Annotated in this window: 23 protein-coding genes and 3 pseudogenes; 15 read left to right on the top strand and 11 right to left on the bottom strand. The window is 42.8% G+C overall.

Annotated features, from left to right (window positions below; translation table 11 throughout):
- The first annotated feature begins 11 nt into the window (after positions 1-11).
- From JK628_RS17710 to JK628_RS17700, 3 genes are all read left to right on the top strand, one after another.
- Complete coding sequence (locus JK628_RS17710; protein ID WP_202286260.1) at positions 12-1,457, top strand: sigma-54-dependent transcriptional regulator; 1,446 nt, start codon at positions 12-14, stop codon at positions 1,455-1,457.
- Positions 1,441-2,847: a sensor histidine kinase gene (locus JK628_RS17705; RefSeq protein ID WP_202286259.1), complete on the top strand. Its 1,407-nt coding sequence runs from the start codon at positions 1,441-1,443 to the stop codon at positions 2,845-2,847. Before JK628_RS17710 ends, JK628_RS17705 begins: the two co-directional genes overlap by 17 nt.
- An 870-nt stretch (positions 2,848-3,717) precedes the next feature.
- On the top strand, positions 3,718-4,032 hold the full coding sequence (locus tag JK628_RS17700) for a DUF3303 domain-containing protein (RefSeq protein ID WP_202286258.1): 315 nt from the start codon (positions 3,718-3,720) through the stop codon (positions 4,030-4,032).
- A gap of 514 nt (positions 4,033-4,546) precedes the next feature.
- Here JK628_RS17700 and JK628_RS17695 read toward each other — a convergent pair.
- From JK628_RS17695 to JK628_RS17685, 3 genes and pseudogenes are all read right to left on the bottom strand, one after another.
- Positions 4,547-4,721, bottom strand: a pseudogene (locus JK628_RS17695) (phosphatase PAP2 family protein); the annotation flags it as partial.
- A gap of 58 nt (positions 4,722-4,779) precedes the next feature.
- The gene (locus tag JK628_RS17690; RefSeq protein ID WP_202286256.1) at positions 4,780-5,223 is read right to left on the bottom strand and encodes a universal stress protein; all 444 of its coding nucleotides are present in this window, start codon (positions 5,221-5,223) and stop codon (positions 4,780-4,782) included.
- Positions 5,224-5,290: 67 nt separating this feature from the next.
- Positions 5,291-5,722 carry a universal stress protein gene (locus JK628_RS17685; RefSeq protein WP_202286255.1) on the bottom strand — a complete coding sequence of 144 codons (432 nt, stop codon included), beginning with the start codon at positions 5,720-5,722 and terminating at the stop codon, positions 5,291-5,293.
- 953 nt (positions 5,723-6,675) lie between these two features.
- Between JK628_RS17685 and JK628_RS23335 the strand changes: the two genes are divergently transcribed.
- Complete coding sequence (locus tag JK628_RS23335) at positions 6,676-7,068, top strand: tetratricopeptide repeat protein (protein ID WP_237524049.1); 393 nt, start codon at positions 6,676-6,678, stop codon at positions 7,066-7,068.
- Positions 7,069-8,135: 1,067 nt separating this feature from the next.
- Here JK628_RS23335 and JK628_RS17675 read toward each other — a convergent pair.
- From JK628_RS17675 to JK628_RS17665, 3 genes are all read right to left on the bottom strand, one after another.
- Positions 8,136-8,357: a DUF1272 domain-containing protein gene (locus JK628_RS17675; protein ID WP_202286254.1), complete on the bottom strand. Its 222-nt coding sequence runs from the start codon at positions 8,355-8,357 to the stop codon at positions 8,136-8,138.
- An 84-nt stretch (positions 8,358-8,441) separates the two neighbouring features.
- Positions 8,442-9,014, bottom strand: coding sequence for a TetR/AcrR family transcriptional regulator (locus JK628_RS17670; RefSeq protein WP_202286253.1), 573 nt, complete (start codon positions 9,012-9,014; stop codon positions 8,442-8,444).
- Between the two features lie 20 nt (positions 9,015-9,034).
- Entirely contained in the window at positions 9,035-10,462 is a 1,428-nt protein-coding gene (locus tag JK628_RS17665) for a coniferyl aldehyde dehydrogenase (RefSeq protein WP_202286252.1), read from the bottom strand.
- Between the two features lie 207 nt (positions 10,463-10,669).
- Between JK628_RS17665 and JK628_RS17660 the strand changes: the two are divergent.
- From JK628_RS17660 to JK628_RS17645, 4 genes and pseudogenes are all read left to right on the top strand, one after another.
- Positions 10,670-10,945, top strand: a pseudogene (locus JK628_RS17660) (STAS/SEC14 domain-containing protein); the annotation flags it as partial.
- Positions 10,946-11,191: 246 nt separating this feature from the next.
- Positions 11,192-11,317 (top strand): hypothetical protein, encoded by a 126-nt coding sequence (locus JK628_RS23485; protein ID WP_272931632.1) that lies wholly within the window; start codon positions 11,192-11,194, stop codon positions 11,315-11,317.
- 76 nt (positions 11,318-11,393) lie between these two features.
- A complete protein-coding gene (locus tag JK628_RS17650; protein ID WP_202286250.1) occupies positions 11,394-11,825 on the top strand; it encodes a universal stress protein in 432 nt (143 codons plus the stop codon).
- A gap of 42 nt (positions 11,826-11,867) precedes the next feature.
- Positions 11,868-12,311, top strand: a complete 444-nt coding sequence (locus tag JK628_RS17645) for a universal stress protein (RefSeq protein ID WP_202286249.1) — start codon at positions 11,868-11,870, stop codon at positions 12,309-12,311.
- Between the two features lie 49 nt (positions 12,312-12,360).
- Here the strand turns inward: JK628_RS17645 and JK628_RS17640 are convergent, their stop codons facing one another.
- The 3 genes from JK628_RS17640 to JK628_RS17630 are packed head-to-tail and all read right to left on the bottom strand — an operon-like array spanning position 12,361 to position 15,387.
- Positions 12,361-12,927 carry a DUF924 family protein gene (locus JK628_RS17640; protein WP_202286248.1) on the bottom strand — a complete coding sequence of 189 codons (567 nt, stop codon included), beginning with the start codon at positions 12,925-12,927 and terminating at the stop codon, positions 12,361-12,363.
- A 2-nt stretch (positions 12,928-12,929) separates the two neighbouring features.
- A complete protein-coding gene (locus JK628_RS17635; protein WP_202286247.1) occupies positions 12,930-14,438 on the bottom strand; it encodes a PH domain-containing protein in 1,509 nt (502 codons plus the stop codon).
- On the bottom strand, positions 14,428-15,387 hold the full coding sequence (locus JK628_RS17630; RefSeq protein ID WP_237524048.1) for a PH domain-containing protein: 960 nt from the start codon (positions 15,385-15,387) through the stop codon (positions 14,428-14,430). The genes JK628_RS17635 and JK628_RS17630 overlap by 11 nt, the downstream gene beginning before the upstream one ends.
- Before the next feature lie 122 nt (positions 15,388-15,509).
- Between JK628_RS17630 and JK628_RS17625 the strand changes: the two genes are divergently transcribed.
- The 4 genes and pseudogenes from JK628_RS17625 (at position 15,510) to JK628_RS17615 (ending at position 18,500) form a co-directional block, all read left to right on the top strand.
- On the top strand, positions 15,510-15,809 hold the full coding sequence (locus tag JK628_RS17625; RefSeq protein ID WP_202286246.1) for a winged helix-turn-helix domain-containing protein: 300 nt from the start codon (positions 15,510-15,512) through the stop codon (positions 15,807-15,809).
- Positions 15,810-15,967: 158 nt separating this feature from the next.
- Positions 15,968-16,795, top strand: coding sequence for an ion transporter (locus JK628_RS17620; protein WP_202286245.1), 828 nt, complete (start codon positions 15,968-15,970; stop codon positions 16,793-16,795).
- 92 nt (positions 16,796-16,887) lie between these two features.
- Positions 16,888-17,016 (top strand): hypothetical protein, encoded by a 129-nt coding sequence (locus JK628_RS23480; RefSeq protein ID WP_272931631.1) that lies wholly within the window; start codon positions 16,888-16,890, stop codon positions 17,014-17,016.
- 436 nt (positions 17,017-17,452) lie between these two features.
- Positions 17,453-18,500 (top strand): annotated as a pseudogene (locus tag JK628_RS17615) (IS630 family transposase).
- A gap of 81 nt (positions 18,501-18,581) precedes the next feature.
- On the opposite strand, the gene JK628_RS17610 reads toward JK628_RS17615, so the two are convergent.
- Positions 18,582-21,185 (bottom strand): TonB-dependent receptor plug domain-containing protein, encoded by a 2,604-nt coding sequence (locus JK628_RS17610; RefSeq protein WP_202286244.1) that lies wholly within the window; start codon positions 21,183-21,185, stop codon positions 18,582-18,584.
- A 303-nt stretch (positions 21,186-21,488) separates the two neighbouring features.
- Between JK628_RS17610 and JK628_RS17605 the strand changes: the two genes are divergently transcribed.
- The 3 genes from JK628_RS17605 (at position 21,489) to torR (ending at position 23,437) form a co-directional block, all read left to right on the top strand.
- Positions 21,489-21,632, top strand: coding sequence for a hypothetical protein (locus tag JK628_RS17605; RefSeq protein WP_202286243.1), 144 nt, complete (start codon positions 21,489-21,491; stop codon positions 21,630-21,632).
- A 113-nt stretch (positions 21,633-21,745) separates the two neighbouring features.
- Positions 21,746-22,483: a TorF family putative porin gene (locus JK628_RS17600; RefSeq protein WP_202286242.1), complete on the top strand. Its 738-nt coding sequence runs from the start codon at positions 21,746-21,748 to the stop codon at positions 22,481-22,483.
- A gap of 243 nt (positions 22,484-22,726) precedes the next feature.
- Complete coding sequence (gene torR / locus JK628_RS17595; protein ID WP_202286241.1) at positions 22,727-23,437, top strand: two-component system response regulator TorR; 711 nt, start codon at positions 22,727-22,729, stop codon at positions 23,435-23,437.
- A gap of 34 nt (positions 23,438-23,471) precedes the next feature.
- Here the strand turns inward: torR and torT are convergent, their stop codons facing one another.
- Positions 23,472-24,536, bottom strand: coding sequence for a TMAO reductase system periplasmic protein TorT (gene torT, locus JK628_RS17590; RefSeq protein ID WP_202286240.1), 1,065 nt, complete (start codon positions 24,534-24,536; stop codon positions 23,472-23,474).
- Positions 24,537-24,595: the final 59 nt, after the last annotated feature.

Genomic DNA, 24,595 nt, shown 5'->3' with positions numbered 1-24,595 from the left:
TATAAGAAGATATGGATACGATTCTCATCGTTGATGATAACCAAGCAGTATGTAACGCCTTGTCGTTGATGCTTGAACTTAATGGTTATCGTACGTTGACCTGCTTGTCACCAGAAGTGGCGTTAGAACTAGTACAACTACATGATATTGCACTTGTTGTACAAGACATGAATTTCACCCAAGACACCACCTCCGGTGAAGAGGGCGTGTCGCTGTTTTATGCCTTAAGGCTGTTACAGCCACAACTGCCGATAGTCTTGCTCACCGCCTGGACCCAGCTTGAAGTGGCTGTAGAGCTAGTGAAAGAAGGTGCAGCCGATTATATGGGTAAACCTTGGGACGATGCCAAGTTACTCACCAGTGTCGGTAACCTAATCTCTCTACATGCTCTATCTAAAGCCAATGCTAAGTTATCAAGAGTCGATAATCAGCGTATGGCAGTAATCAAAGATGCCAACTTATGCGGCATTATTTTTAGCAGTGGTGCGATGCAACGCTGCGTGGATTTGGCCTTGCAAATTGCCCGTAGCGATGTGTCGGTACTGGTGACTGGGCCCAATGGTGCGGGTAAAGATAAACTGGCAGATATTATTCACGCCAACTCAAATTTAAAACATAAACCTTTCATCAAGGTCAATATTGGCGCACTGCCAATGGAGCTACTTGAAGCTGAACTATTTGGCGCAGAAGCGGGTGCGTTTACCGGCGCGAATAAAACACGCATTGGTCGTTTTGAGGCTGCCGACGGTGGCACACTGTTTTTAGATGAAATTGGTAACTTGCCACTTTCTGGGCAGGTTAAGTTACTGCGAGTACTGCAAACAGGTGAGTTTGAACGGCTTGGTAGCCATCAAACTCGTAAAGTGAATGTCCGCGTTATTAGCGCGACCAATGCTGATTTGATTAAAGACATTCAAGCTGGACGATTCAGAGAGGATCTGTTCTATCGGCTCAATGTGATTGAACTGGCGTTACCTGCCTTAAATGAGCGTAAAGATGATGTATTACCCTTAGTTAGCCATTTCATCGGCGCTGACTATTCATTGGACAAACACACGCGGCAAACGCTGGAGGCACATCACTGGCCGGGGAATGTGCGAGAGCTTGAAAATGCCTGCAAAAGAGCAGTGATATTGGCTGAGAGCAGCTGTTTAACCAGCGACGACTTTGGCTTGTTAGACCTCAGCGCCAAGGCGAGTTCGCTGCAGCATATTTCTGCAAGTACGGCTAGTAACACAGAACATCTACAAAGCGAGCCTGCAGCGCAGAATACTAAAACAGAGGTAATTAACGCCACAGTTACAGGTCAAGCCACTATTTCATCTGCAGGTGAAAAAGCCAATATCGAAGCGGCATTAGATAACCATAAAGGCGTGATTGCTAGGGTCGCTAAATCTCTAGGCTTAAGCCGACAAGCGCTATATAGACGTATGGAAAAATATGGCATTGAAAAATAACCCAGCGGTTACATCAGACAGAACGTCATTAAGCCGAATTTCGCTGCGCGCTAAGTTGATTGTTGGTAGCGCCTTGGCGACGACGGTAGCGCTCATGCTGGCGCTTAGCTTGCTGTTGTGGTTTGCCGATGCAGATGTATCGCAAGCGGTTGCTAAGCAGTTGGATCTGTTGTTGATCATATTTATCACAGCGGTAAGCCTGGCGCTAGCGGCGAGTTATGTGTCGACTCGGCATTTAGCCACCAGTTTAATGGCGCTTGAAATTGGTTTACTTAATTTCAAAGATAATGATTTTAGTGTCAGTCTTCCAGTTGGTGGAGATAAGCAGTTGCAGGCTTTAGCGCTACTGTTTAATGATTCGGCAGAAGCGTTAAGGAAAGAGCGCCAGTATATTTATCAACGAGAGCTGCTGCTCGATAAAGTGATCCAAAGCTCGCCTAATGTCATGTTACTGCTCGATGACGACAAACGTGTTATCTACGCCAACGACGCGGCAAGGCACCTGTTCAACAAAGGGCTGCGAATTGAAGGCATGCAGCTTAGTGAATTGATGGCGCAAGTTGCTGATGAGCTAGGCGTGGCACTGGAAAACCCTAAAGACGGTTTGTTCTCCTTAGCAGCCAAAGACAGCGGCGAAGAGCTAGAAACCTGGCACCTTTCTCGTGGCCAGTTTTTACTGAATGGCCAGTTTCACCACCTTATTTTACTCAAGCAGATGACGCGGGAACTGAATCGCCAAGAGGTCGCAGTGTGGAAAAAAGTGATCCGTATTATTAGCCATGAGCTTAATAACTCCGTTGCGCCGATAGCCTCTATGGTCAATTCCGGTCGCATAATCACTAAAGATCTGGATGACCCTAAACTCAAGCTTATTTTTGATACCATAGAAGATCGCACCAGCCATTTGAGTCAGTTTATCTTCAATTATGCTCGCTTCGCCAAACTGCCCTTACCGAAAAAGAGCACCGTTGACTGGCTTAAATTGACCGAGCAACTGAAGCAGCATTATTCATTTGTGCTTGATAATGACTTGCCGAACTCTACGGTGGAATTTGATCTGATTCAGATGGAACAAGTGTTATTGAATCTGCTGAAAAATGCCCATGAATCAGGTTCTAGTGTCGATAAAGTGAGTCTATCGATTGTTGACTCTAGCCTGTCGGATGGCACTGAAGGTGTATTCATTGAAGTTAGCGATGAGGGCTCTGGCATGCCACCAGAGGTGTTGCGTCAAGCACTATTACCTTTCTATTCCACTAAGCAATCAGGCACTGGCTTAGGGCTACCATTGTGCCGTGAAATTGTCGAAGCCCATGACGGTCGGATCAGCTTGCAGAACCGCGATGAAAAAGGGCTTTGTGTTAGATTGTGGTTGCCTAAACAAACTTAGTTATCCAGCTACGCTTTTAGCTAACTTTTAGAAAAGTCAAAGTCGTGGTGCTTCGCCGATTCTTGTGATCAAGAGTCGAGCCAAGGGGCAAAGCGCTTGCGCCCACTGTTGATTTCATAAGAGTTAGTCCCTCAGCGCCCCGGCGAAATTTAAAAAGCGAAATTTCCAACGGGGGAGATTAGATTCTGCACGTTTGGTTAATGTATTTAAGCCATGATGTTTACTAAGAGACTGTTATTTCCTACTGGAAAAACGAAAACTCAAATGCTAAGAGTCTGTGCTTTTCTAACCTAATGTAGATACGTCCGTGGCCATCCATGTTCTGGTGAGAGATAACAAGGTTATCAAGCTTGCGAACGAGAGACATGGATGCCGAACTGGCTTTTTAGCATGAATGCTATTTGTCATGGCCGAGCTTACAGGCCAATTCTGTTCCAGACAGAATTTGGCAGACACGCCTGCATGCCATTATCTGTTTGGAAAATTGCGCGACTACAGCTTTGGGCTAGGGCTTGTTAAGCGTTGTATTTTAAATCATGGATGGCGCGGCCAATTTTTGGATTTGTCTTTCCAATAGTTGCAATATAACCACAGTCCAGAAAAGTACCTGCATCAGAATATCCCAATGGTTTTAATCTGTTGAACCTACTCCATAGCACTGTTTTTGAACAGTACATTTCCGCGTATTATTTAACCAGTGATAGTGCTTTTTTTAGACTAAACTTATGCCGCTGTTAGGTACTTGAAGTGGATGCTGTATTAGCATGGTCAACTTTGTAAGATGACCTTACTTGAACGGCCCGTATAATTAGTTATTAGCTCATCCAAGCAGCAATCGTACCGGAAACTAACCTAGTTAGGAGAATGCCAATGAAATACGTGATCAGCTGGTTCGAACGTCCTCAGGGTTCGCCCATTGAGTATGAGAATGCCCAGAAGCGCATTCTTGAGGTATTCGACCAATGGAAGGCGCCCGCCAATTTTAAGATCGAATTCTTCGTGATACGAGTAGGTGAGTGGGGCGGGCATATGCTGGTAGAGTGTGACGATCAGGTGACCGTTCACAAGCATTGTTCGATGTTTCCTGCTTTCGTATTTGAGGCGCGTCCCGTTATTGAGGTCGATGAAGCCGTCCGCGGTGAACTCGAGGTCATTGCCTGGCGAGATGGACTGAACATCAAGTGATAGCAGCTATCAACTTTGGCTCTGGCTAGAGCGTGAGCTAACAGCGGTATGCACCGACGAACGATGCCGCTTTGTTCAACTCATTCTGTCCATCTAAACCTTAGCTTTTAATCACAGCAAAAGTAGTGGTGCTTCGTCTCTTCTTGAAATCAAGAGTAGACCAAAAGGGGTGAAGCGCTTGTCTCCTTTTTTGCTCTCCCTCTGCGGCCCTATCCTATATAGTACTCAAGTAAAGTGGCTTAATGAATCTGTATAGCCATATGGGGTAAACTTCCTCGACAAATGCTATGGCACTATCGGATAAAACAGAGCATGAATCTCGTGGTAACTGTTGGGATACTGAGCTTATGATAGCTAATACTGAAGGTTGTAGATTGACTCATGCTGGGATTGGCCAAGTGCCTTTGTATTGACCTGTCATCTACAACTAACGGTTTAAATATATCACCGGTGCTAGTGACCTAATAGGAGCATTTTTTGCATCTTCAGTGTCCAGTCCTGCTCTGGTACGAGAGGTAAAGTAAGGAGCGTAGACCACGCCGATAGCGGCACTAATCAACACATCTTCGACATGGTGTTGATCGCTAGCAACTCGGGTATAGCCCACTCCCTTCCAATCTCTGCTGTATAAATGCTGCCCGAGCAAACGTATCGGCGGGGAGATTTGATGGAGATGAGTCATGCCCCGAACAACTTTATACTGATGTTTGTCGCTAGCTAAAAATCAGCGTCTGTAAGGTACGCTTTTCATTTCACCACAAGCACAGGACACTTAGCACTATTGGCTACCGCCTCGGCGATATTTGGGCTTAACAAATGTGATAAACCAGTATGACCGTGGCTTGCTATCACTATCATACCCACTTCGTGTTCTTCAGCTTCTTCCAAAACCTGAGCTAATACACCGCCAGAGCGGACGCTAGTATGAACCATCAAATCATTCGGCATCTGCTCACGCACCTCAGCAATAATGTCTTGCATCTTCTCGTTGGCATAGGCTTCTTGGTCTTGTAACAGTTCTGCGGGGCTGTCTACTACTATGCGGTAATCTGGTGCACCATAAGGTGAACTCTTCACATGTAACAGCCTGATATCCACCCCATATAAATTTGCCATTTCAATAGCATACCCTAAGGCATGCTCAGCCGTTTCTGAGAAGTCTGTTGGACATAATATATGACGAGTACGCATGACAACCTCCTAATTGAACAATGTTAAAATCCTGCTAATCAATAACGGCTTCAAATATCAGCTCAGTTTATTTAACCACCAAAACAGGACAAGTCGCTTTATTAGCCACCTCTTCGGCAATGTTGGTATGAAGAAGGTGGTCAAAGCCCGTTCGACCATGACTCGCCATAACGATCATGCCAGCATTCATCTTGCTTGCAGATGCTAAGATCTGCTCAGCTGCATGTCCATGACGGATAACACCTTCAACAGTTAAATCTTTGCCAAGCGTCTTTATCAATTGCCGCATTCTATCTGCCGCCTCTTTATTCATTCTACCGGCCAAGTCATCGGGGGTGACAGACAAGGCTCGAGTATGTTTATCCCCAAATGGTTTGTCAGCAACATGTAATAAACGAATCCCAACGTTATAAAAGTTGGCCATTTCGAAAGCATAACTCATGGCATGCTCGGCTGTTTCAGAAAAATCAGTCGGGCAAAGTATCTGACGAGTTCTCATAGCATTTTCCTACGCAATAAGATCCAGGCCACAATGTCTGGCAGCCCGTATCTTATATTAAAATAAGCGGCGTAATCCTAGTCAACTTACCTACGGGGCGCTCATTTGACCCTGTAGGGTTACGCCAAACCTTACTAACTATCTGTCAAAAGTCATTGCAACAGGTCTAACAGGTGTTTTTAAAAATTGTCTTTTAAATCAAACGAACAAACATTAAATAGTGATACAGTTCGATTAGAAATATTTACTCAACCACTAAATCTCGGCATCTATCCTCGCTGAGGACGTCTCTATTTTTAGCCATTGTTTTTATCCAAAGGGTCGATGTTATGCTGGTGTCTTAAGCAATGTAGCATCATGATGAAAATGTATTCTTTATCTGGAGTGTATACTTGTACCCCATTAGCCGTTTGCTAGCTCCTAGCTCTTGAACCATGGCAGTGTGTCTGTCCGTTATCCAACTAATGAGTCCATAATGATACCCATTAATGAATGCTTGTAACTGAACGACAGTTGCTAAGTATTTTCCATCGCTAAATTTAAATTTAGAGTGATCTACTTTGATTCTTTCTATACAAACAAATATAGGAGGTGATTGTTACTCCGTCCAGTTGCTCGAGTTAGATTTACAAGCCTTTAGTTTTTACCCATACTTATCGCGTTTAAACAGCCTATATTCGCCTAGAACATTCATTTTATGAGTTCATTCGCAGCCATGATATCGAAAACGGTTCAATTGGTAATTTGATAGACGCTGAACGTTGATATCTAGTAGAATTCTAGCTATGTTGTTGATTAATAATGACTGGTTTTGATTATTTTTAGCAAGGCGTTAAATACCATGGAAGGAATGTCGATGTATCCTCATTCAGTAGACAAAAATATGGTTGGAGAATACCCAGCTTACACAAAATCAGGCGGTGGTTACTTCTACGATCAAGTTTTAGAATATCGTGTCTGGTGCCGCCCTTGGCAAGGCGCCTGATGAGTTTGATGGTGAAATCTACTATTACGCATTTCATACTTATGACGAAGCTCTCGAATTTTCCAATACAATTGATGGTTCCGAGGAGCCTTTGGTACTAATAAAGCAACACGAGTGGGTCGATGAGCCAGAAACGGGGAAATTCACCCATGAAACCGGTGAGCGGCTAACCGAATGGAGAGTTGAGTGGCTAAATATTGCAGCAAACAAAGGGCATACTAATGCTCAGTATTTTCTCGGCTATTGTTATTTTGAAGGTGAATATCTTAAAAAAGATAGCGAAAAAGGTATGTTTTGGCTAACGATTGCTGCGACAAATGGCCACAAAGAAGCTCAAAAATACGTTCGTACAGACACATAACAAGCGCATTAAGAAAGGGACTGCTAACAGTTTGCTCGGTTCCGCTTCGCTTCACATTTTAGCAAACTATTAATCAGCCCCTTATGCGGGCGTTAGGCTTTAAGGATATATACATGTCACGGATCACAATATTCAGCTCTTTTCTATCCATATTTTTCTCTAGCTATTTATTTGGTTCAACATCCTCACAGCTAGTTGGGAACTGGGACTGCGAACCATATGTTATGAATAACGAGGCTTATGATGTAATAGTGCATGATTCACCAGTTTATAAAGCCAATGGTCAGTTTTTAGAAGTTTCTAAAGCGACTGTAGAGTACCAAAATGGGTTTTCTTTTACATTCGAAGTTGAGTTGATTGGAACTTGGACTTTTAAAAGCAATATTATGATATCAAGTTTGAACAGTCGACCTTTCTTTCTTCTAATAGTCCGGAAATTAACAAACAGAAAGGACAAAAAATTGCGGATGATCAACTTGTAAAAAAGAATTGGGCTAAAAATGAAGTTATATCCCTTGGGGAAAAGTTACAATTTAAAGCAGTTAATCCAATGCATAAAGAAGCCAATGTACTAATTACTTGCAAAAAAGCCTAACAAGCTAATAAATAAGGACAAAAGTTGACTGTTTTCGTTCCTCAACATTTTAGCCAACAACTTTATACCCATTATTAGGGCGTTAAATAACAAAGAGTTAAGGCATATTCGGAACGCTTAGCATTTAAGGGGTAGTGATGACGGCACAATAGGTTAGGTTCAGTGGTTGAGTTACTCACAACTTGACGCAGCGTTACCGCATAATATTAGAGTGCCATACTTTCCCTAATGGCTATCGTTGCTTTCAAAGATTAAGTACTAACCAATTTATGTCCAAAAACCAGTTACAGCAGCAGTAAGGAAATGAAATCGATCATCAGTAATCGATGCTCATGTTCGGTGTTGTTGGGGCTAACTTATTGAAGCAGCAAGTCCACAAAACTCAGATATAATAAAGGCCAGCATCTGCTGACCTTTCATTTTCTCGCTGTCTTTATCTCTACCTATACCTATTCCTTTATACCAAGCTTAGCTAACTAAAAAGGGTATTTTTAAGCTCGGCAGCGGGGATCTTAAACGGCTCGATTAATCTAGGTGGCCTCAGTACTAAAGCGCCTTGGCAGTTGTTACAGGTGAAATGTACCTTCTCACTACAGCGCTTACAGTAAGTACATTCGAATGAGCAGATATAAGCAACGTCTTTGCGGGCTAGCTTAGTCTTGCAGTGTTCGCACTCAGTCTTCATTCTTAACATAAATTCACTCCCTTGAATAACTTCTCTACTTCTACAACGACTGTAACAAGGGTTTACCTCTTCCATGAGCTTGTCACATAATATTCAGGTTTTCATCGCATTCCAAAACATGGAAAAACTCGCCTGTTTATGGGTCACATCATTCCACCTATCAGGGTGGTCTAGAAAGTATCTTGTCGCGGCCAAGTATTGTCCGTGGCAACCTTCTAGCATCAAGGATAGCGGAAAATTAGCGAGAACGCCTAATTTTTGACCTTGAATGATCAGTTCTCCCATAAAGCTGAGGATACCTGTCATTGCTTGCTCTCTTACCTCTGTCGCGATAGCAGGAGACATTGAATATTGCTGAAAGAACTCCTGCTTTAACGGGTTTGCTATTGCCCAATCAATTGCGACATGCCACAGATGTTCGGCATCAAGTTTAAGATCTCCCTTACTGCACATCTGTGATTTGATTGCAGAGGCAAACTCTTGTTTGATAGAGAGCAAAAGGTGGTTCATTAGCACATCTTTTGACGCAAAATGGTGAAATAGCGTCCCAGTTGCCACCCCTGCCGTTTTGGCTATAGAGGCGGTTGAAGTCGCATAAAATCCCTGGCTGACAAACAGTGTCAGCGCAGTGTCTAATATGGCTTGTTTTTTATCTATTCGGCTCATTAATGCGATACCTTGGCTGCTTAACGCAAGAAGAATTTCATTAATTGGTTTTGCAACCAGCCACCATAAGGAGGGTGGATCAGTTTACCAGTATTAAAATACTTACCCCGTTTAAGGATAGTTTTAGCATGGCTAAAGGTGAGGAACCCCTCTTTGCCGTGATAGTGTCCCATGCCTGACGGGCCTACGCCGCCAAAGGGGGCGTCATCAGCTGCGACATGAAATACTGTTTCATTAATACAAACACCGCCCGAATGGGTATGATTCATGACCGTTTGTTGGGTATTTTTATCGAAACTCATCAAATACAGTGCCAACGGACGCGGACGTTGATTAATGTAGCTAATCGCTTCCTGTAGGTTGTCATAAGGGATAACGGGTAACAGTGGCCCAAAGATCTCATCTTGTAACAACAACATATCATCTGTCGCGCCAGTGATAATCTGCGTCGGCACTTTTTGATGCTCGATGTTGATCGCTTCATCATTGGCACTCATCACGCTAGCACCTTTGGCTTTTGCGTCTTCAAGCACCTGCATTACCCGCTCAAATTGACGTTGATTAATAATGCTGCCGTAGTCTTTATTATTACTGACTTGGCCGTACATTTTAGTAAATTTTCGTTTGTAGGCTTGCACAAAGTCGTTAAGTTTTTCTTTCGGGACCAAGACGTAATCAGGGGCGACGCATATCTGGCCAGCGTTAAGGCACTTGCCGTAGATCATCCGTTCGACCGCGGTGTCCATATCGATATCATCGGCAACAATCACTGGTGACTTTCCACCCAGTTCTAAAGTCACGGGTGTCAGGTTTTGCGCCGCACTACGCATTACGTGGCGACCGACGGTTGTTGAGCCGGTAAATAAGAGGTGATCAAATGGCAGCGATGAAAATTCGGCTGCGATGTCAGCTTCGCCTTCGATGCATGTAACATGGTTTTGATCAAAAATACTGGCTAGCATAGCGATTAGTATTTTATTGGTTTCTGGAGTAAATTCAGACAGTTTTATCATCGCTCGATTTCCTGCTGCGAGTGCGGTGATAAGCGGACCGACTGACAGCATGACAGGAAAATTCCACGGCACAATAATTCCGACAACGCCCAATGGCTGATACTGAACTTTAATACTGGCTGGAGCCAACAACAATCCTGCATGACGGCGGCTAGGCTTCATCCATTTTTTTAAATGCTTTATGCTGTAATTAATATTATTAATGCAGGGCATGATGTCAGAGATCATGCTGTCATCTACCGAGCGATTGCCATAGTCCTCGTTAAGCGCATTAATGAGTTCTTCTTGGTGGCTCAGAATGGCTTTTTTAAGACTTTTCAGGTGCTCTATTCTTGCTTCATAAGCGGGTGAGGGGTCCGCAAGATAGTGAGCACGTTGATTGATTAAGATCTGCGACAGCGGCAATGCTGTTTGGGCTTGAATAGGCATGTTCATCTACGAAACTCCTGAGGTGTACTTTAATTAACCGACTGATTAGTCGGTCTGATATTATTCTACTTTTTTAAAAAGGTCAAACTTCTGTTTGCTTTGTGAGCGAGATCAACTCCAATTGGCTAAACTTCACTAGAATGAAAAGAGTACTCTTTTAAAGAGTGCTCTTTAAAAGCCATCTTTGAGATCGAACCTCGAAAGGAGATTAAGGTGAGTGATAAAAGACACGGGATATCGGTAGGAATTGAACGTTTCGACAACCAGTTTTATTTGAACCTAATTGCGAAAGGCAAACTTACCCATGAAGACTATCAATATATGGTGCCTATGCTTGAGTCTGCTTTAGCGGGGGTGGAACATCCTGAAATTAATGTACTGGCTGATTTGACTGAACTTGATGGTTGGGAGTTAAGGGCCGCATGGGATGACCTTAAGCTAGGGTTGGCCCATGGGCGTGCTTTTAAAAAAATAGCCATTGTCGGTGAGGGGGCCTAATACCAATTCCATCAATTAGTTGCTCATTCAGCGGGAATTAAAATCACTTTAGGCAAGCAAGTGGGTTGTAGCTAATAGTTATTCTATATCGAAAGCCATATGCGCAGTATAAAGTGATTTTAAACCCGCACAACGTGGGCTTCTCAGGACTTTCACTGCTGCGTTGCATTGCCTTAAAAGGGAATGCCATATCTTCAACAATGCGTCTGGAATTGAAAGCCCTGAGAGAGCTCTGAATTGAACAGATATTTAATGGAACTGGTATTACTGCAGTGGATGGCGAAAATGGCAGACTGGTTTACCCCTTATGACGCTAATTTTTTTGAAAGTACTAATGAAGCACAGCAGTGGTTAAAAGACTAAAATTAAGTTTGTTATTGTTCATTGGCTCACAATACCTAGGTTAGCCATAACGATGTAATGTATGAAGGAATTAGTTATGCGTACTCGTCAAATATTATGCCCAACAGACTTTTCTGAAACTGCTTCGCATGCGCTAAAGTATGCGATTGAAATGGCTAACCTTTACCATGTTGGTTTACGGCTTGTTCATGTTATTGACCAGCCAGTCGGGCTAGAGAACTACCAAATACTCACAGTGACCCCAGAAGAGCTCGCCCAGAGTATGGAGGAGTCTGCAGCGGCGCAAATGCATTCGTTGCTGTCAGAGCTAAAGAGTGACCTGTCAGTAGAGAGTGTTATTCGTCATGGTGTTGCGTCGGAGCAGATCCTTAAAGAGGCGGAAGTATCTGAAGCTGGAATGATAGTTATTGCTAGCCATGGTCGTACAGGGCTGTCCCACTTTCTACATACCAACGTGACCGAAATCGTAGCTAATGCTGCTCAATGTCCTGTGTTGGTGGTGAAGTAGTCCGTAGGATCCTAAGGCGTAAAGTTCAAGTAGGAGAGGTATATGCGTACTCGTCAAATATTATGTCCAACAGACTTTTCAATCACGGCGTCGCATGCGCTAAATTATGCGATTGAAATGGCCAATTTGTATGGGGTGAGTGTGCGCTTGTTACACGTAATGAGTGAGCCATTTAGTGAGCATCACTATGGGCTTGCGGTAGAGGCTGCTGCTGAGTTGGAGCAGCAGATAACCTCGTTTGCGACTGAAAGCTTGCAGAAAATACAACTTGAGGTGCAGCAGGAACTTAACCCAGGCCTAACAGTTAAAACGGTTATTCGCACTGGCTTGGTACTCAAAGAGATCCTAGCAGAAGCGGAGCTGGGTGAAATAGGCATGATTGTTATCGCCAGTCATGGACGTCAGGGGATCTCGCATCTGCTCAATCCCAATATTGGCGAAGGCTTAGCTAATAAAGCAAAGTGCCCAGTACTCGTGGTTAAATAGCTCTTCTAGTGTGGGTTAGAAGGCTTAACCGTTCGAGAGTAAGTTGCACCTAAAAGCTGGATCCTGGCTGGGTTAAAAAGGCGAGTTCTGCTTGGCTAGAATCGCGGCCTAAAATAGCATTACGATGTGGGTAGCGACCAAATTGTTCAATAATGGCCCTGTGTCTACGTTCAAATTCAAGGTTACCTTGCGCTGCCTCACGGCTGAACAAGCGCACAGCGACTTCATGTATGGCAAGTGATTCACTGTGCATATAGGGCATAAACAAAAACGGCACTTGTTTGTCTTTCAGTTCACCGTCATAGTTTAGGGCTACCGCTTCTTGTGCTAACACCAAGGCCATTGGATCGGCAGCAAAAGACTGTGGCGTATCACGAAAAATGTTACGTGAGAACTGATCGAGCACGATAATCTCGGCCAATCGCCCTTGCGGCGTTGCACGCCAGTGGTAAAGTTCGCCTTGCACTGCTTGCGCCAAGGTCTCAGCGAATCGCTGTTTAATCAGCTCATCAAATTCAATATCTTTAACCCACCACTGTTTCGGCTTAATCTCTTCAAACCAAAAGTTAATAATAGTGTCGGGTGTGATCTGTGTTTTCTCTGTTAATTTATCCATGATTAAATCCAGTTGCGGTGATCATTGTGAATAAGCGTAAGAGAGCGCTCGGCGATATGCTGTGCATCATTAATTGATATATAGGGTAGCTTGATAGTGCCACTTGCGAGGCCAATGTCTAGATTAGCTAAGTGGCTGCGCTGTTGATTTGGACTTTGAGTAATGGCTACATGTTGCACTTTACTTAAAGCGATAAGCTGCCAGCTGTGTCCCAATAAACCAGAGTGAAACCAGAGGTTATCTCCTTCAATCACATACCCATATTGGCTATACCTCAGATAAATAGCTAAGCAGAACAGGCTCGCAGCAACCCATAAGGTTTCAGTAAAGATGTCTAAACCATGGAAATAGGTATTGATTGCCGGAACCAGCAAAGGTAGCCAGCCACGGCGCCAGAACCAACCTAGATGGATATGTTGATAACGACTCGGTAGTTGGTTAGCATTTGCCTCTATCCCCTTAAGTTTGGGAAGAAGTTCAACAATGTCTTTGCGCTTCATCGAGGGCACTAACATATTGTTGCTGCCACGATGCTCAACTTCGTGACCCTTTACTTGCTGAAAATACACCGTCCATAATTTAAATAATCGACCGACGAATGGCTGATAAAACTTAACCACCTGAATACGCTTTATCGCCAGCGCATCGTTTTGCTTCGCTATAATACCACCGGTACGATGCAGGGTATTGCCACTGCGACTTAAGCGATAGGGAGAATATTTTAATACTGCTGATGTCATGGAGAGTATTGAGAACAGTAAGTAAAATAGTGTTAGTGCTAAAAGCGCAAATGCTATCTGAAAAATCATGCTGACGGCGATATTGCTGTCATACCAAGCCCAGAAAGCTTGTAGTGATTGCAGGTTTTCCATCGACTCCCAATCTAGCTGACCAAAAATTGGGCCTAAAATAACTGCCAACCAAATGGCATTATTTTGATAAAGGCCAAATAGCACTAGCTCTTTCAGACTTTTCCGCACAACTGTATTATGTTGATTATCAGCATGCTGGCTCAAACTGGCTGCAGAGGGCATTGTTTCACTGTGATGCTCTTGCTCTGTCATCAAGTGTTTCTTTAGCGCCAGTGCCTCTTTGTAATCGAGTGCTGAAAGCTCAGCTTCATTTCCTTTAGAACCCGCTGTTTCGACCACAATGCTGTAGAGCCCCATCGGTCGAAAGTACAGTGGTTGCTGCAAGCGGACATTTTGGATTTTATTGAAGGGGATCTCATCGACTTTCTTAAAGATGATCCCATGCTTGATATTGAGCTTATTGTTATCAATTTTGAAACTAAATTTGAGCCACTGCAGGACACTGTAGACCAGAATTGCAACTACACTAAGCAGCCCAACCACAATCACCCACGGGCTACTAAAGCCTTGATTCCAACCGGTGTAAATCACAGGGATTAATGCGTAACCACTGCTTAGAACCTGTTTAATGGCGAACAGCGTAAAACTAATCACAGACCAAGCTGACAGCGATGACCACTGTGAAAACTTATTGGTCATGATTGGCCTCGGCTTTTTTGACTGTAGTCTCAGGGCTTATCATGTCTGGTTCAATAATTTCTGATTCGGCTGCTTGTATATCGGTCTCATCAACGGTTGCTTCAGCATCTACCTTCGCTAAATCAATTGCTTCAATAGTCTCACTTGTAAAGCTATCCGCTGTAGAACCAGCTGTCAGAGCCACAGCTTCTGTGGTGAGAGGGTCGGTTAAATGTGCTTTTGCTGCTTGGGCAAGTAGGTGTTGGCGTAGGTGTTCAGCGGTGTGTTGTTCAATACCGGGAAGCTCTATCTCTGCACTGCCACTTCCGGCGCTAAAACACTTTAAAGTGAACAAGTTAAAGTGTCGCTCAAGTGGGCCTTGAGAAAGGCTAACGTGTTGCAGTCGAGAGTAAGGTAGTGAGGTGCGCTTATGCCACCACAATCCTTTCTCCATCAAAAACTCATGTTCACAAGCGGCGTAGCCAAGTTTCGCTGCTTGTAAATGTCTTAGATAGCCAATAGCGCAAAGGAGTAACAGTAGTGTTGTTAAAACAGCTAAGACAATAACTACGCTGAATTCACCAGGCAAAATGGTGATGAGAGATGCGGCGGTGAAGGCGACAAAGGAAAAAAACATACTTTCGTATAGAACTTGAGTGTAATGACGATCATCAATCTTTTGCAGTGGAACTTCATTAAAACCCTGCCACTGAGTTTGAGTCACTGGAGTGTGAGCCGAATAGGCCACCGAGCTTTCGCGCTCTTCAGCGCTTGTTTGCTCAACCTTTTGAGGTCTATTAGCAATAACCTCAGCTGCCGCCGTGACACCTTCTGCTTTTGTCATCGTCGATGTATCGGTTGCGGTATTAGTCTCTTGCAAGTGTGAATTGTCCATTTCATTACTCTTGTAGCACTCGTTATCTTCATCGACTATATCAGCATCTGACGAGTAATCGCCAGCAGGAGACATATTTGGCAACATATTGCTTTAACGAACAATAATGAACAGGTTATAAATGCGCTGGCTATGACTTGTTATTTACTGTAGATAACGTAATTTAACGACTATAACTTTTTTGAAGATCAATCTACATGAGCCTTAATCAAACCGTCTCAAAGCAGCAAAAAGCATTCTATCGAAAGCTTTTTATCGCCCATCAAATTGAAACCGAAGCGCATAACTTATTGTCACTGCATAAGCTGACGAATATGCCAAGAAGAACTCTACAAGATTCCATTGCTGCGTTTAGTGATTTAGGGATTGTTTGTGAGTTTGTACAAGATGGTGCACGCAACAATGCTGGTTACTACAAAATTTCCGACTGGGGCCCAATAAAAAGTGACTGGGTAAAGCAGAATCTCGCTGAGATAGAGGCGTTACTTAATGATTAGTGTGAGTATCGCTATGCCTGTGAGTTATTGGACGCAGATTCATTTTAAAAAATTAACACCAAATTAAGTGTTACTTATTAGACTGTGCGATCCTTGTTTATTCGGGGATAATAGCCGCCTTTTTTAAGTGATTTCAAATGAGTTTGAGGGTTCAGTCCGTGCTAGCCAATGTTTCTGTTTTACAGTCAAAGTTAAAGTTAATTGATAACAGTAAAGTTTTTCAAGGCTTTGTTATTTTCGTGATTATTGTATCGGCACTGTCGATTGGAGCGCATACCTACCATCTGCCAAATTGGATGGAGAAAGGTTTATTACTGTTAGATATCGGTATTACAGTATTTTTTGCTATTGAAATTAGTATTCGCTTTTTAGCCGCCGAGAATCCGAAGCGTTTCTTCAGTAACGGCTGGAATATTTTTGATACCATTATTGTTATCGGCAGTCTGATCCCAGCGGGTGGCTCGGCAATTTTATTGGCAAGGTTGCTGCGAATTTTCAGAGTGCTGCGGTTGGTATCTATGATCCCAGAGCTCAGAATGCTGGTGAATGCGCTGTTTAAAGCGATTCCACGTATGGGCTACATTGCACTACTAATGTTCGTCATTTTTTATATCTATGGCGCTATCGGCAGCATGTTGTTTGCCGATATTAACGACTTTTTGTGGGGCGATGTTTCAGTCGCTATGTTGACATTATTTAGGGTGTCGACCTTTGAGTCTTGGACCTCTGTAATGTATGAAACCATGGCCGTTTACCCGCTGAGTTGGCTGTTTTACCTTAGCTTTATTTTCCTGACCGCGTTTGTGTTCTTGAATATGATGGTTGGTGCAGTACTTGATGTGATGACGCAAGAGACTGCGGCCATGCGCGCCGAAGAGGAAACTGAGTTAACGGATACAGAAAAGCCCGCCAGTGTGGCGGACGTAGCCGAGCTTAAAGCGCAAATTGAAGATTTAAAAAGTCTACTGCTGCAAAGGGCAAGTTAGCCTCTCCGTTCATATTTTTTCATATAGTTGGTTTTTTTGGTTAATAACTTGGGAGTAACATTTGTCTCAAATAACACAACGAGATGATGAATATGAAAACTGCACACGCTTTAATGCTTGTAAGCTTAGCGGCAACCTCTATGGGGACTGCATTTGCTGCCGACAATAATGACCTGTTGGGTGGCCAGCTAAGTGTGCTTTTAATGATATCTTCGTGGTGAATTGGAAGCTATAGATGTTCACTTTTGATTATTGATGTGGAAATGCTGCAACTGCAGTTTGAATGGACCATACATTCTATTGGGGAGCTACTAATTGAACGATTATTTAGGAGTTTAAAACAGAGTAGATATCGATTAGTGTATATTGATTACTTGAAGTCGTTACCAGTAATATAACAGAGTACATCACTATGAAAGAGCGACTTGAGTTATCTAAAAAGTAATAAATAACAGTGCTCTAACGTATCGTGAGTATGGTGAAGTCATGGTTATGTTTACTAAATAGGTTACTTAGTTATCCATCACTACCGCAAAGCTTTACATCCATACAAAGAGAGTGTCTTATGGCTTGAAGTCATGAGTTTGTTTCTCGGCGTAATACCAATAGCATTAAAATTTTGATCTAATAGGGGCCACTAGATTAAATGGATTATTAGTGCACTCTTCTAATGACTTTAAGCTACTAGCCAAGCAGACTAACAATGCTAAATTAAGAATTCGTTACTTAGCGCTATATCACTTCAGCTTAGGGGAATCTTGAACTCAAACAGCTGAAACATTGGGTGTCGCATGAGGAAAAGTAAATATTTGGGTAACAGCCTATCTTTCTAGTGGCCTTGATGCGCTTAATTGTCAGCTAAGATCGGGAAGAATATGTAGTCTAACTGAGTCGCAGTTAGCTGAATTAGGCCAATTCATTGAAACATATTCGGTTAAAATGGATGGTGGTTGCCTAATTGCCGATGATGTCAGGTTCTATATATCTAGAGTGTTTAGCGTTGATTATCAAGTACGTAATATTTATCGTTTATTACATGCTTAAGGGTTTAGCTAGATAACCAGCCACTCCATGCATCCCAAACAATCTCAGCAAGCTCAAGACGCTTTTAAAAAAGTTCCAACTGGAAACGATCCCTAAAACCTCAGGGCACTTTGCACTTGATCACGTTGATGTTTGGTTTCAAGATGAAGCCCGATTTGGTTAACAAAACCAAACAACACAACACAACACAACACAACACATCTATAGGCCAAAACGGTACATGACCTAGAGTTGTGAAACAGCAACAATTTGAATACGGCTACTTATTTGGTGCTATATGCCAAACACTGGTCAAACAGAAGCCATAATTGCGCCTTTCGTTAATAAAGAGCCGATGACACTTCACCTGAAACAGATTTTACAAGCCACTCTAACCGGACGTCACGCACTTGTGGTGATTAACGGAGCAGGCTGGCATACGATGGATACGGCACAGCCATTTGATAATTTATCTTTGCGCAAGTTGCCACCCTGTTCGCCAGAATTAACCCCAATAGGACAAGTTTGGCAGTAGCTAAGACAGAGATGCATATCTAATAGAACGTTCTCAGGTTTTGCTGACATTGTAGAGTAAGTATCCATAGCATGTAATACCTTTATTTCAGACCGAAATAGAGTGAAAAGATTGTGCTGGAGAGATTGGATTAAATTGGTCAATTAGTTAATGCAATGGGTATAACAACTTCTGAAAAAAAAGCGCCATATCATAAGGGATATGGCGCCAAGTTACTTTTTAAAAGAATTAAAAAGTTTTTCTGTAGGTCAGTTGAATCGTTCTACCCATGATACTGTGGAAGGCAGAGTTGTAACCAGGAGTCACGTCTGTATTGACCGATGGCATAGTATCAAATGCATTTCTAAAGATTACGCTTACATCACCGTAGTCTTCAAATTGGTACTGTGCTCCAAAGTCAAAGGTTGTCATAGAAGCATAATCGATCCATTCTTCTCCATTTGCTTCTTCTTGAGGAGTTTCTCCTTTAAATCCATCTATATATCGAGTAGTCATAAAGGCTTGGAAGTCACCGATGCTATAATGAGCATTAAAACTCGCACGGAACTCTGGAGTGCTATAATAACCAACGTGGTCATAGGCAGGGTCGCTTGACGTCTTTTGATGTATGCTTTCTATCGTATAAGTACCTTCAACTTTAAAGGTTAGCTCACCTGCTCCACCCAAATCGTGTTGGCTATTAAAAGCCATATCTACACCAGATGTTTCGCTGCCTAGGTAGTTAGTGACTGTAGAACCGATTTCAATAATTTCGTCTTCTCGTTTTTCAGTAAGATCTCGATTTACATATAAGCCATCATAGTTTCCTAGGTTACCTAGGTACTCTTCATCTAAAATAGTTGTAGCACTAATCGATGTGATCTGATTTTCAATCTCGATAGCCCAGTAGTCGGCTGTGAAATCAATATCTTCGGTGATGTTCCATGCCATACCTGCAGAATATTGAGTCGATGTCTCTGGTTCAATATCTTGATTCGAAAAACTGCGAACTGGAACATTTTGACCTTCACATAAGTCAGAAGTAGCCCTTTCATCCATAGGTACAGGGTTGCAATATTTAGGGTCAACCATCGTGTAATACCCGACTGACTCATCACCTTGCACTTCACTTATATCTGCAACACGAAAACCTTCAGACGCAGACACTCGTAATACTAGGTCTTCGAAAGGTTGGTAACGAATACCTGCACTGCTAGATAACTTTCCTTGATCTGGTAAGCTGTAATTATCGTAGCGAGTAGCCATTGTTACTACTACGGATTCAAGTACTGGTAATTCAAGTTCTAAATAAGCAGCTTGATATTGACGCTCACCCACAGTGTCACCGCCGTATGCACCGAGGACATTCCCTGAGTTAGACAAACTATCTTGTTCATCTCTAACGCTCAAGTCTCGGTATTCTCCACCGATAGCATAAGCGATATCTCCACCAGCAAGCTCAATGGGTAAAACAGCGCTCCAATCTATGTTAATACCTTGAGATATACTCTCTCCCTCTCGAGATTGAGTATGACGAAAAGTATCTAGTACTTCTTCTGTTGCTAAGTCACCACCACCTGGCGTCAATGGGTTATATGTACCATTGTCTACTGCTTCTTGGAATTTATCTGTGATTAGATAATATTCTGACTTTTGGTTGAAGCTATCTTTACTATAAGACAAATTAATTGATAAAAATCCAGCGTCAGTGGTGTAATTGATTCCAGAGTTAAGGTCGAATAGTTGACTATTAAACGTGAATTCTCGAGGCACACTATCTTCGAGATACGTCATAAAATAGACTTCTTCTGGATTATCGCTTCCAAGTGTTGGATTGTTTGGGTTATCTGCACCCATATAGCCCTGAGCCCACATTGGAGTTGTGGAGGTGAAGCTATCGTCATCTGTATATAAGAATGTTGTATAAAATTCTATATCGTCAGATATTTGATATGTAAAGTTTGAAAAAGCAGATGTTTTCTCTCGCTTTGGTAAGTAGTACTTCCCTTCTTGAACATCATAACTACAGCTTATGCTACCGTCACTGCGTTCATAGTAGTTTTCTTCTGGGCAAGTAGGGCTTGGGTGATGTACCCAATCATCGCTTGCTTTTTGGTAGCTACCCCATGGAGAGTAACGAGTACTTATTCTTCCAGGGTTCTTTGAACCATCAATATTATCTCTCTCTCCACCAAGTAGGCTATCTTGCTGTTGGTGTTCAAGAATGAACATTAAAGAACTACGCTCAGATGCGGTACCAAAAGTAAGTGAACCACCGTACTCCTCTCCGCCGCCTTGTGTCGGTACTGCAACGTTAGCTGCAAAAGTTAAACCTTCGAAATCACTTTTTGTGATGATGTTAATTACACCACCCATGGCATCTGAACCATAAATTGAAGAGGCACCATCCCGTAAGATTTCAATACGTTCTACTGCTTCAATCGGGATCATATTGAGGTTAGTACTCGAACCATATAGCGAAGATGCTCCAGCTACACGGCGACCGTTAACGAGTGTCAAAGTACGGTTACTACCTAAGCCGCGAAGGTTCGATGCAGAGAAGTTACCTGCTGAGTTATTCGTTGCACCAACAGAAGAACCTGCTGAGTTAAAAATACTTAGAGCGAGTACATTAGAAATATCATTTAAGCCCGTAGAAGCAATATCTTCAGCAGTAATAATTGAAACAGGTTTCACTGTTTCCATATCTGTTCTTTGAATGCGAGAACCAGTTATCTGAATATATTCAATTTCTGAATCTTTGTTTTCTTTTACTTCTTCAGCAAAGACAAAGCTTGGCATGGCAGTTGCCATTACCGCACCGATTACAATAGCTAATTGACAGCGTTTCATATTTCTTCCCTTAACTTACAATGCCTGAGTTTGACAAACATATTCTTATTAAAATATTTTTTTATTATATATTGAATGCAATATACAGAATAAAATTACATCAAATCTCAACAGGTTGCAATGAAAGTGCGTGTTTTTTGTTGTGTTTCTGTTTTCTTTTCGTGGTCTTTTTGTGGCTCTATGGTTGATTTTATTAGGTGAGCAAGCTTTGTAGGAGCAAAAATGCCAAGGCTATAAGGTGTGTGGCTTGAGTTATTTATAAGTTCTTATTAATGCTTTACAGCGTTTTTATACTCGGCTTATATGATGTGGTGGACTGCGGCCATGCGCGCCGAAGAGGAAGCGGAGTTAACGGATGCAGAAAAGCCCGCCAGTGTCGCGGACGTAGCCGAGCTTAAAGCGCAAATTGAAGATTTAAAAAGTCTACTGCTACAAAGGGCGAGTTAGCCTCTTCGTTCATATTTTTTCATATAGTTGGTTTTTTGGTTCATAACTACTCCCATAGTTATTAATAACTTGGGAGTAACATTTGTCTCAAATAACACAACGAGATGATGAATATGAAAACTGCACACGCTTTAATGCTTGTAAGCTTAGCGGCAACCTCTATGGGGACTGCATTTGCTGCCGACAATAATGACCTGTTGGGTGGCCAGCTAAGTGGTAATGTTAAGTTTGCCTCTGACTATGTCTTCCGTGGTGAGTCTGAAACTATGGACGGCGACGTCCCTGTAGTACAAGGCACGTTAGGTTGGGGTAATGATGACGGTTGGTATACCGGTGTATTTGCGTCAAACATTAAGTTTGCTGACCCTAATCTCGAAATCGTTACCGCGCCTTACATCGGTAAAGCAGGCGCCTTTGGCGACAGTGGTTTTACTTACGACGTGATGGTGTTTTCATATCTTTATGCTGGCGCTTCTTATTCAAACTATACCGAATTGTGGATTAAAGTGGCTAAGCAGTTTGGTCAAGCAAATGTCACACTTGAAGTGACCCCAACTCTTGATGACTGGTTTGGTGTTGATGGTTGGCAAGGGGTTAACTATGCAGTACACCCAAGCTATGATTTTAATAATGGCGTAAAAGTATCTGGGTCTTTTGGTTATCAAGATTTAGATGGAGAAGGCGCTGAAGGCTGGACTCACTGGAACTTAGGTGTCGAAGCTAGTTATGTTGGTTTAGTCTTTGACCTGCGTTACCACGGTAGCTCTGTTGACGAGTCACACCTAGTCTATGGTACACAAACTGAGATCTTTGATGATCGCCTAGTGTTTGGTTTAAGCAAGAGTTTCTAAACGGACCTCAATAAAAAATAGTGCTACAACTAATACCAAGGTTGAACAAAAAGCTGACTTTACTAAGTCGGCTTTTTTGTTATTTAACCCTAAGCAGAAAGCCAGTTTTGGTATATTAGAGCAGATTGCGATCTAGTTAAGTGTATTAGCGGCTAATTATGTATATTATGTGGTCTTAATGCTGCTAAGCAAATGTTCGAGCGCAGTTGTTGAAAACTGAATGAGTGTTGGTTGAGGTATTTTATGGGCTACAGAGTGCTGGTTGTTGATGACGAAGCTGTCATTAGAGCTAGGTTAAAAGGCTATTTTGAGAAAGAGGGCTATCAAGTTCTTGAAGCTCAAGATGGTGAGCAGATGTGGTATGAATTTGATCGCCAACATATTGATTTAGTTATGCTCGACATAAATCTCCCCGGCACCGATGGCCTCAGTTTGGCCCGTGAACTGCGCAGCCGCAGCGATGTCGGGATCATACTGGTGACAGGCCGTGATGAAACCATTGATAAAATTGTTGGTTTGGAGATGGGCGCCGATGACTATGTAACAAAACCCTTTGAATTAAGGGAGTTACTGGTGCGGGTTAAAAACCTATTATGGCGTATCTCTTTAGTGCAAAAAGCGATTGCCGAGAGCGGTGCGCAAGCTGATCCTAATGACAATATTATCGCCTTTAATGACTATATTCTAGAGCTCAACAGTCGGCAGCTGAGCTGTAATGGTGAGCTCATTAAGCTGACTAAAGCAGAGTTTGAACTGTTGACGGCTTTCTCTCTTCATCCGCAACAAGTGTTATCACGCGATCGATTAATGCAGCAAACTAGTCATCGTAATCAAGACGTGAATGATCGTACTATTGACGTGATTATCAGGCGCTTGCGTAACAAGTTATCCGCAGAGCTATTTGTCACCGTCCATGGCGAAGGTTATCTTTTTGCCGCCAAAGTAAAAGACTAATTTTGGCAACGATAAGCAACTCTCAAGATCGGTACTAGTCTTCAGGATTGACGCGATAGATAGGGTAATAGTCGGCGGGTGCCAAGCTGGTTTTTAACACCTCTTTATTAATTTTTCCGATAATTTGGCTCTGTATTTTAGGGCCTATATCACCAAAAGGCCTAGCGCCTTGTAACTCTCTTACTGCAACATCAATGGCAAGCATACCTTGTACGACAACTAAATCGTCGTTACTAAATTCAACTCGGTCACGATAGATCCCTCTGAGTATGGCGGGGGAGAGGTAACTGCTAACAAGCTTTACCTTATCCTCAAGCTGACGCTGCCTTAATATGGCCACTGCAGCCTCAATGGCTACTGCGCTGCCAAGAATGTATTGCGGCGTTTGGCTATCCAATAAGGCTTCTAACTCATCACGATATAAATTGCGGTTATTGTCTGCGTGGCGCACTGCCGATATAGTGACTTGGCTGTCAGCTAATGCAGCTCTCAGGCCCTGTTCTACTAAGCCACTGCCACCTTGTTTGTCGGGGCCCGCCAGTAGCGCAACCTGTGTTGGCACATCCGTTTGTTGGCGAATATACTCCCCTGCCTGAAACCCCATTTGATACCAGTTAACCCCCACCCTGGTCGTGACAATCTTATGATCGAGGCGATTGACCAGAGCAATAATAGGCTTATCGATAGGGGCTTTATAAAAATCAAGCAGGTCTGGGCGAACGCCCCCGAGCAATATGGCATCAAAGTCGTGCTTCATGCAGTTGTCGAGCTGGCTTAATTGTTTATCTAGACCGTAATAGCTGCCCGCTTCAAATAGTTCTAAATGCAGGTTTAATTTTAAAGCTTGCTGCACAAGGCCATAGTTTATGCCGGTCCAGTAACTGTCTTTTAGGTGAGGCATTAACACGCAAATACGCCAGTCTTTTTTAGCCTGCGTCAGCGGAGGGTATTGCACCGGAGTACTTTGTTGGATCTTGTTATCGAAAGGCTGTCTTTGCTCAAGTGACCAAGAGGGCACGGTTATGGCTGCATTTGCCAATGGACTGGCTAGTAATAGAGTCAAAAACAGTTTTGTCCATCGTTGCAATGGTTTTGCCATCGTTAACATACCTTTGGTGTAATACAAGTTCTATTAAATATGTGATTAATGGAATTGGT

Origin of the sequence: Shewanella sp. KX20019, assembly GCF_016757755.1 — a bacterium.
Classification (GTDB): Bacteria; Pseudomonadota; Gammaproteobacteria; order Enterobacterales; family Shewanellaceae; genus Shewanella.
The sequence above is the reverse complement of the archived record's forward strand: the minus strand, read 5'-3'. Positions and strand labels throughout refer to the sequence as shown.

Excerpts from the sequence above, each read along its gene's own strand:
- JK628_RS17710 (WP_202286260.1), top strand. The coding sequence starts at position 12 with ATGGATACGATTCTCATCGTTGATGATAACCAAGCAGTATGTAACGCC.
- JK628_RS17705 (WP_202286259.1), top strand. The coding sequence starts at position 1,441 with ATGGCATTGAAAAATAACCCAGCGGTTACATCAGACAGAACGTCATTA.
- JK628_RS17700 (WP_202286258.1), top strand. The coding sequence starts at position 3,718 with ATGAAATACGTGATCAGCTGGTTCGAACGTCCTCAGGGTTCGCCCATT.
- JK628_RS17690 (WP_202286256.1), bottom strand. The coding sequence starts at position 5,223 with ATGCGTACTCGTCATATATTATGTCCAACAGACTTCTCAGAAACGGCT.
- JK628_RS17685 (WP_202286255.1), bottom strand. The coding sequence starts at position 5,722 with ATGAGAACTCGTCAGATACTTTGCCCGACTGATTTTTCTGAAACAGCC.
- JK628_RS17675 (WP_202286254.1), bottom strand. The coding sequence starts at position 8,357 with ATGTTAAGAATGAAGACTGAGTGCGAACACTGCAAGACTAAGCTAGCC.
- JK628_RS17670 (WP_202286253.1), bottom strand. The coding sequence starts at position 9,014 with ATGAGCCGAATAGATAAAAAACAAGCCATATTAGACACTGCGCTGACA.
- JK628_RS17665 (WP_202286252.1), bottom strand. The coding sequence starts at position 10,462 with ATGAACATGCCTATTCAAGCCCAAACAGCATTGCCGCTGTCGCAGATC.
- JK628_RS17650 (WP_202286250.1), top strand. The coding sequence starts at position 11,394 with ATGCGTACTCGTCAAATATTATGCCCAACAGACTTTTCTGAAACTGCT.
- JK628_RS17645 (WP_202286249.1), top strand. The coding sequence starts at position 11,868 with ATGCGTACTCGTCAAATATTATGTCCAACAGACTTTTCAATCACGGCG.
- JK628_RS17640 (WP_202286248.1), bottom strand. The coding sequence starts at position 12,927 with ATGGATAAATTAACAGAGAAAACACAGATCACACCCGACACTATTATT.
- JK628_RS17635 (WP_202286247.1), bottom strand. The coding sequence starts at position 14,438 with ATGACCAATAAGTTTTCACAGTGGTCATCGCTGTCAGCTTGGTCTGTG.
- JK628_RS17630 (WP_237524048.1), bottom strand. The coding sequence starts at position 15,387 with ATGTCTCCTGCTGGCGATTACTCGTCAGATGCTGATATAGTCGATGAA.
- JK628_RS17625 (WP_202286246.1), top strand. The coding sequence starts at position 15,510 with ATGAGCCTTAATCAAACCGTCTCAAAGCAGCAAAAAGCATTCTATCGA.
- JK628_RS23480 (WP_272931631.1), top strand. The coding sequence starts at position 16,888 with ATGAAAACTGCACACGCTTTAATGCTTGTAAGCTTAGCGGCAACCTCT.
- JK628_RS17610 (WP_202286244.1), bottom strand. The coding sequence starts at position 21,185 with ATGAAACGCTGTCAATTAGCTATTGTAATCGGTGCGGTAATGGCAACT.
- JK628_RS17605 (WP_202286243.1), top strand. The coding sequence starts at position 21,489 with ATGATGTGGTGGACTGCGGCCATGCGCGCCGAAGAGGAAGCGGAGTTA.
- JK628_RS17600 (WP_202286242.1), top strand. The coding sequence starts at position 21,746 with ATGAAAACTGCACACGCTTTAATGCTTGTAAGCTTAGCGGCAACCTCT.
- torR (WP_202286241.1), top strand. The coding sequence starts at position 22,727 with ATGGGCTACAGAGTGCTGGTTGTTGATGACGAAGCTGTCATTAGAGCT.
- torT (WP_202286240.1), bottom strand. The coding sequence starts at position 24,536 with ATGGCAAAACCATTGCAACGATGGACAAAACTGTTTTTGACTCTATTA.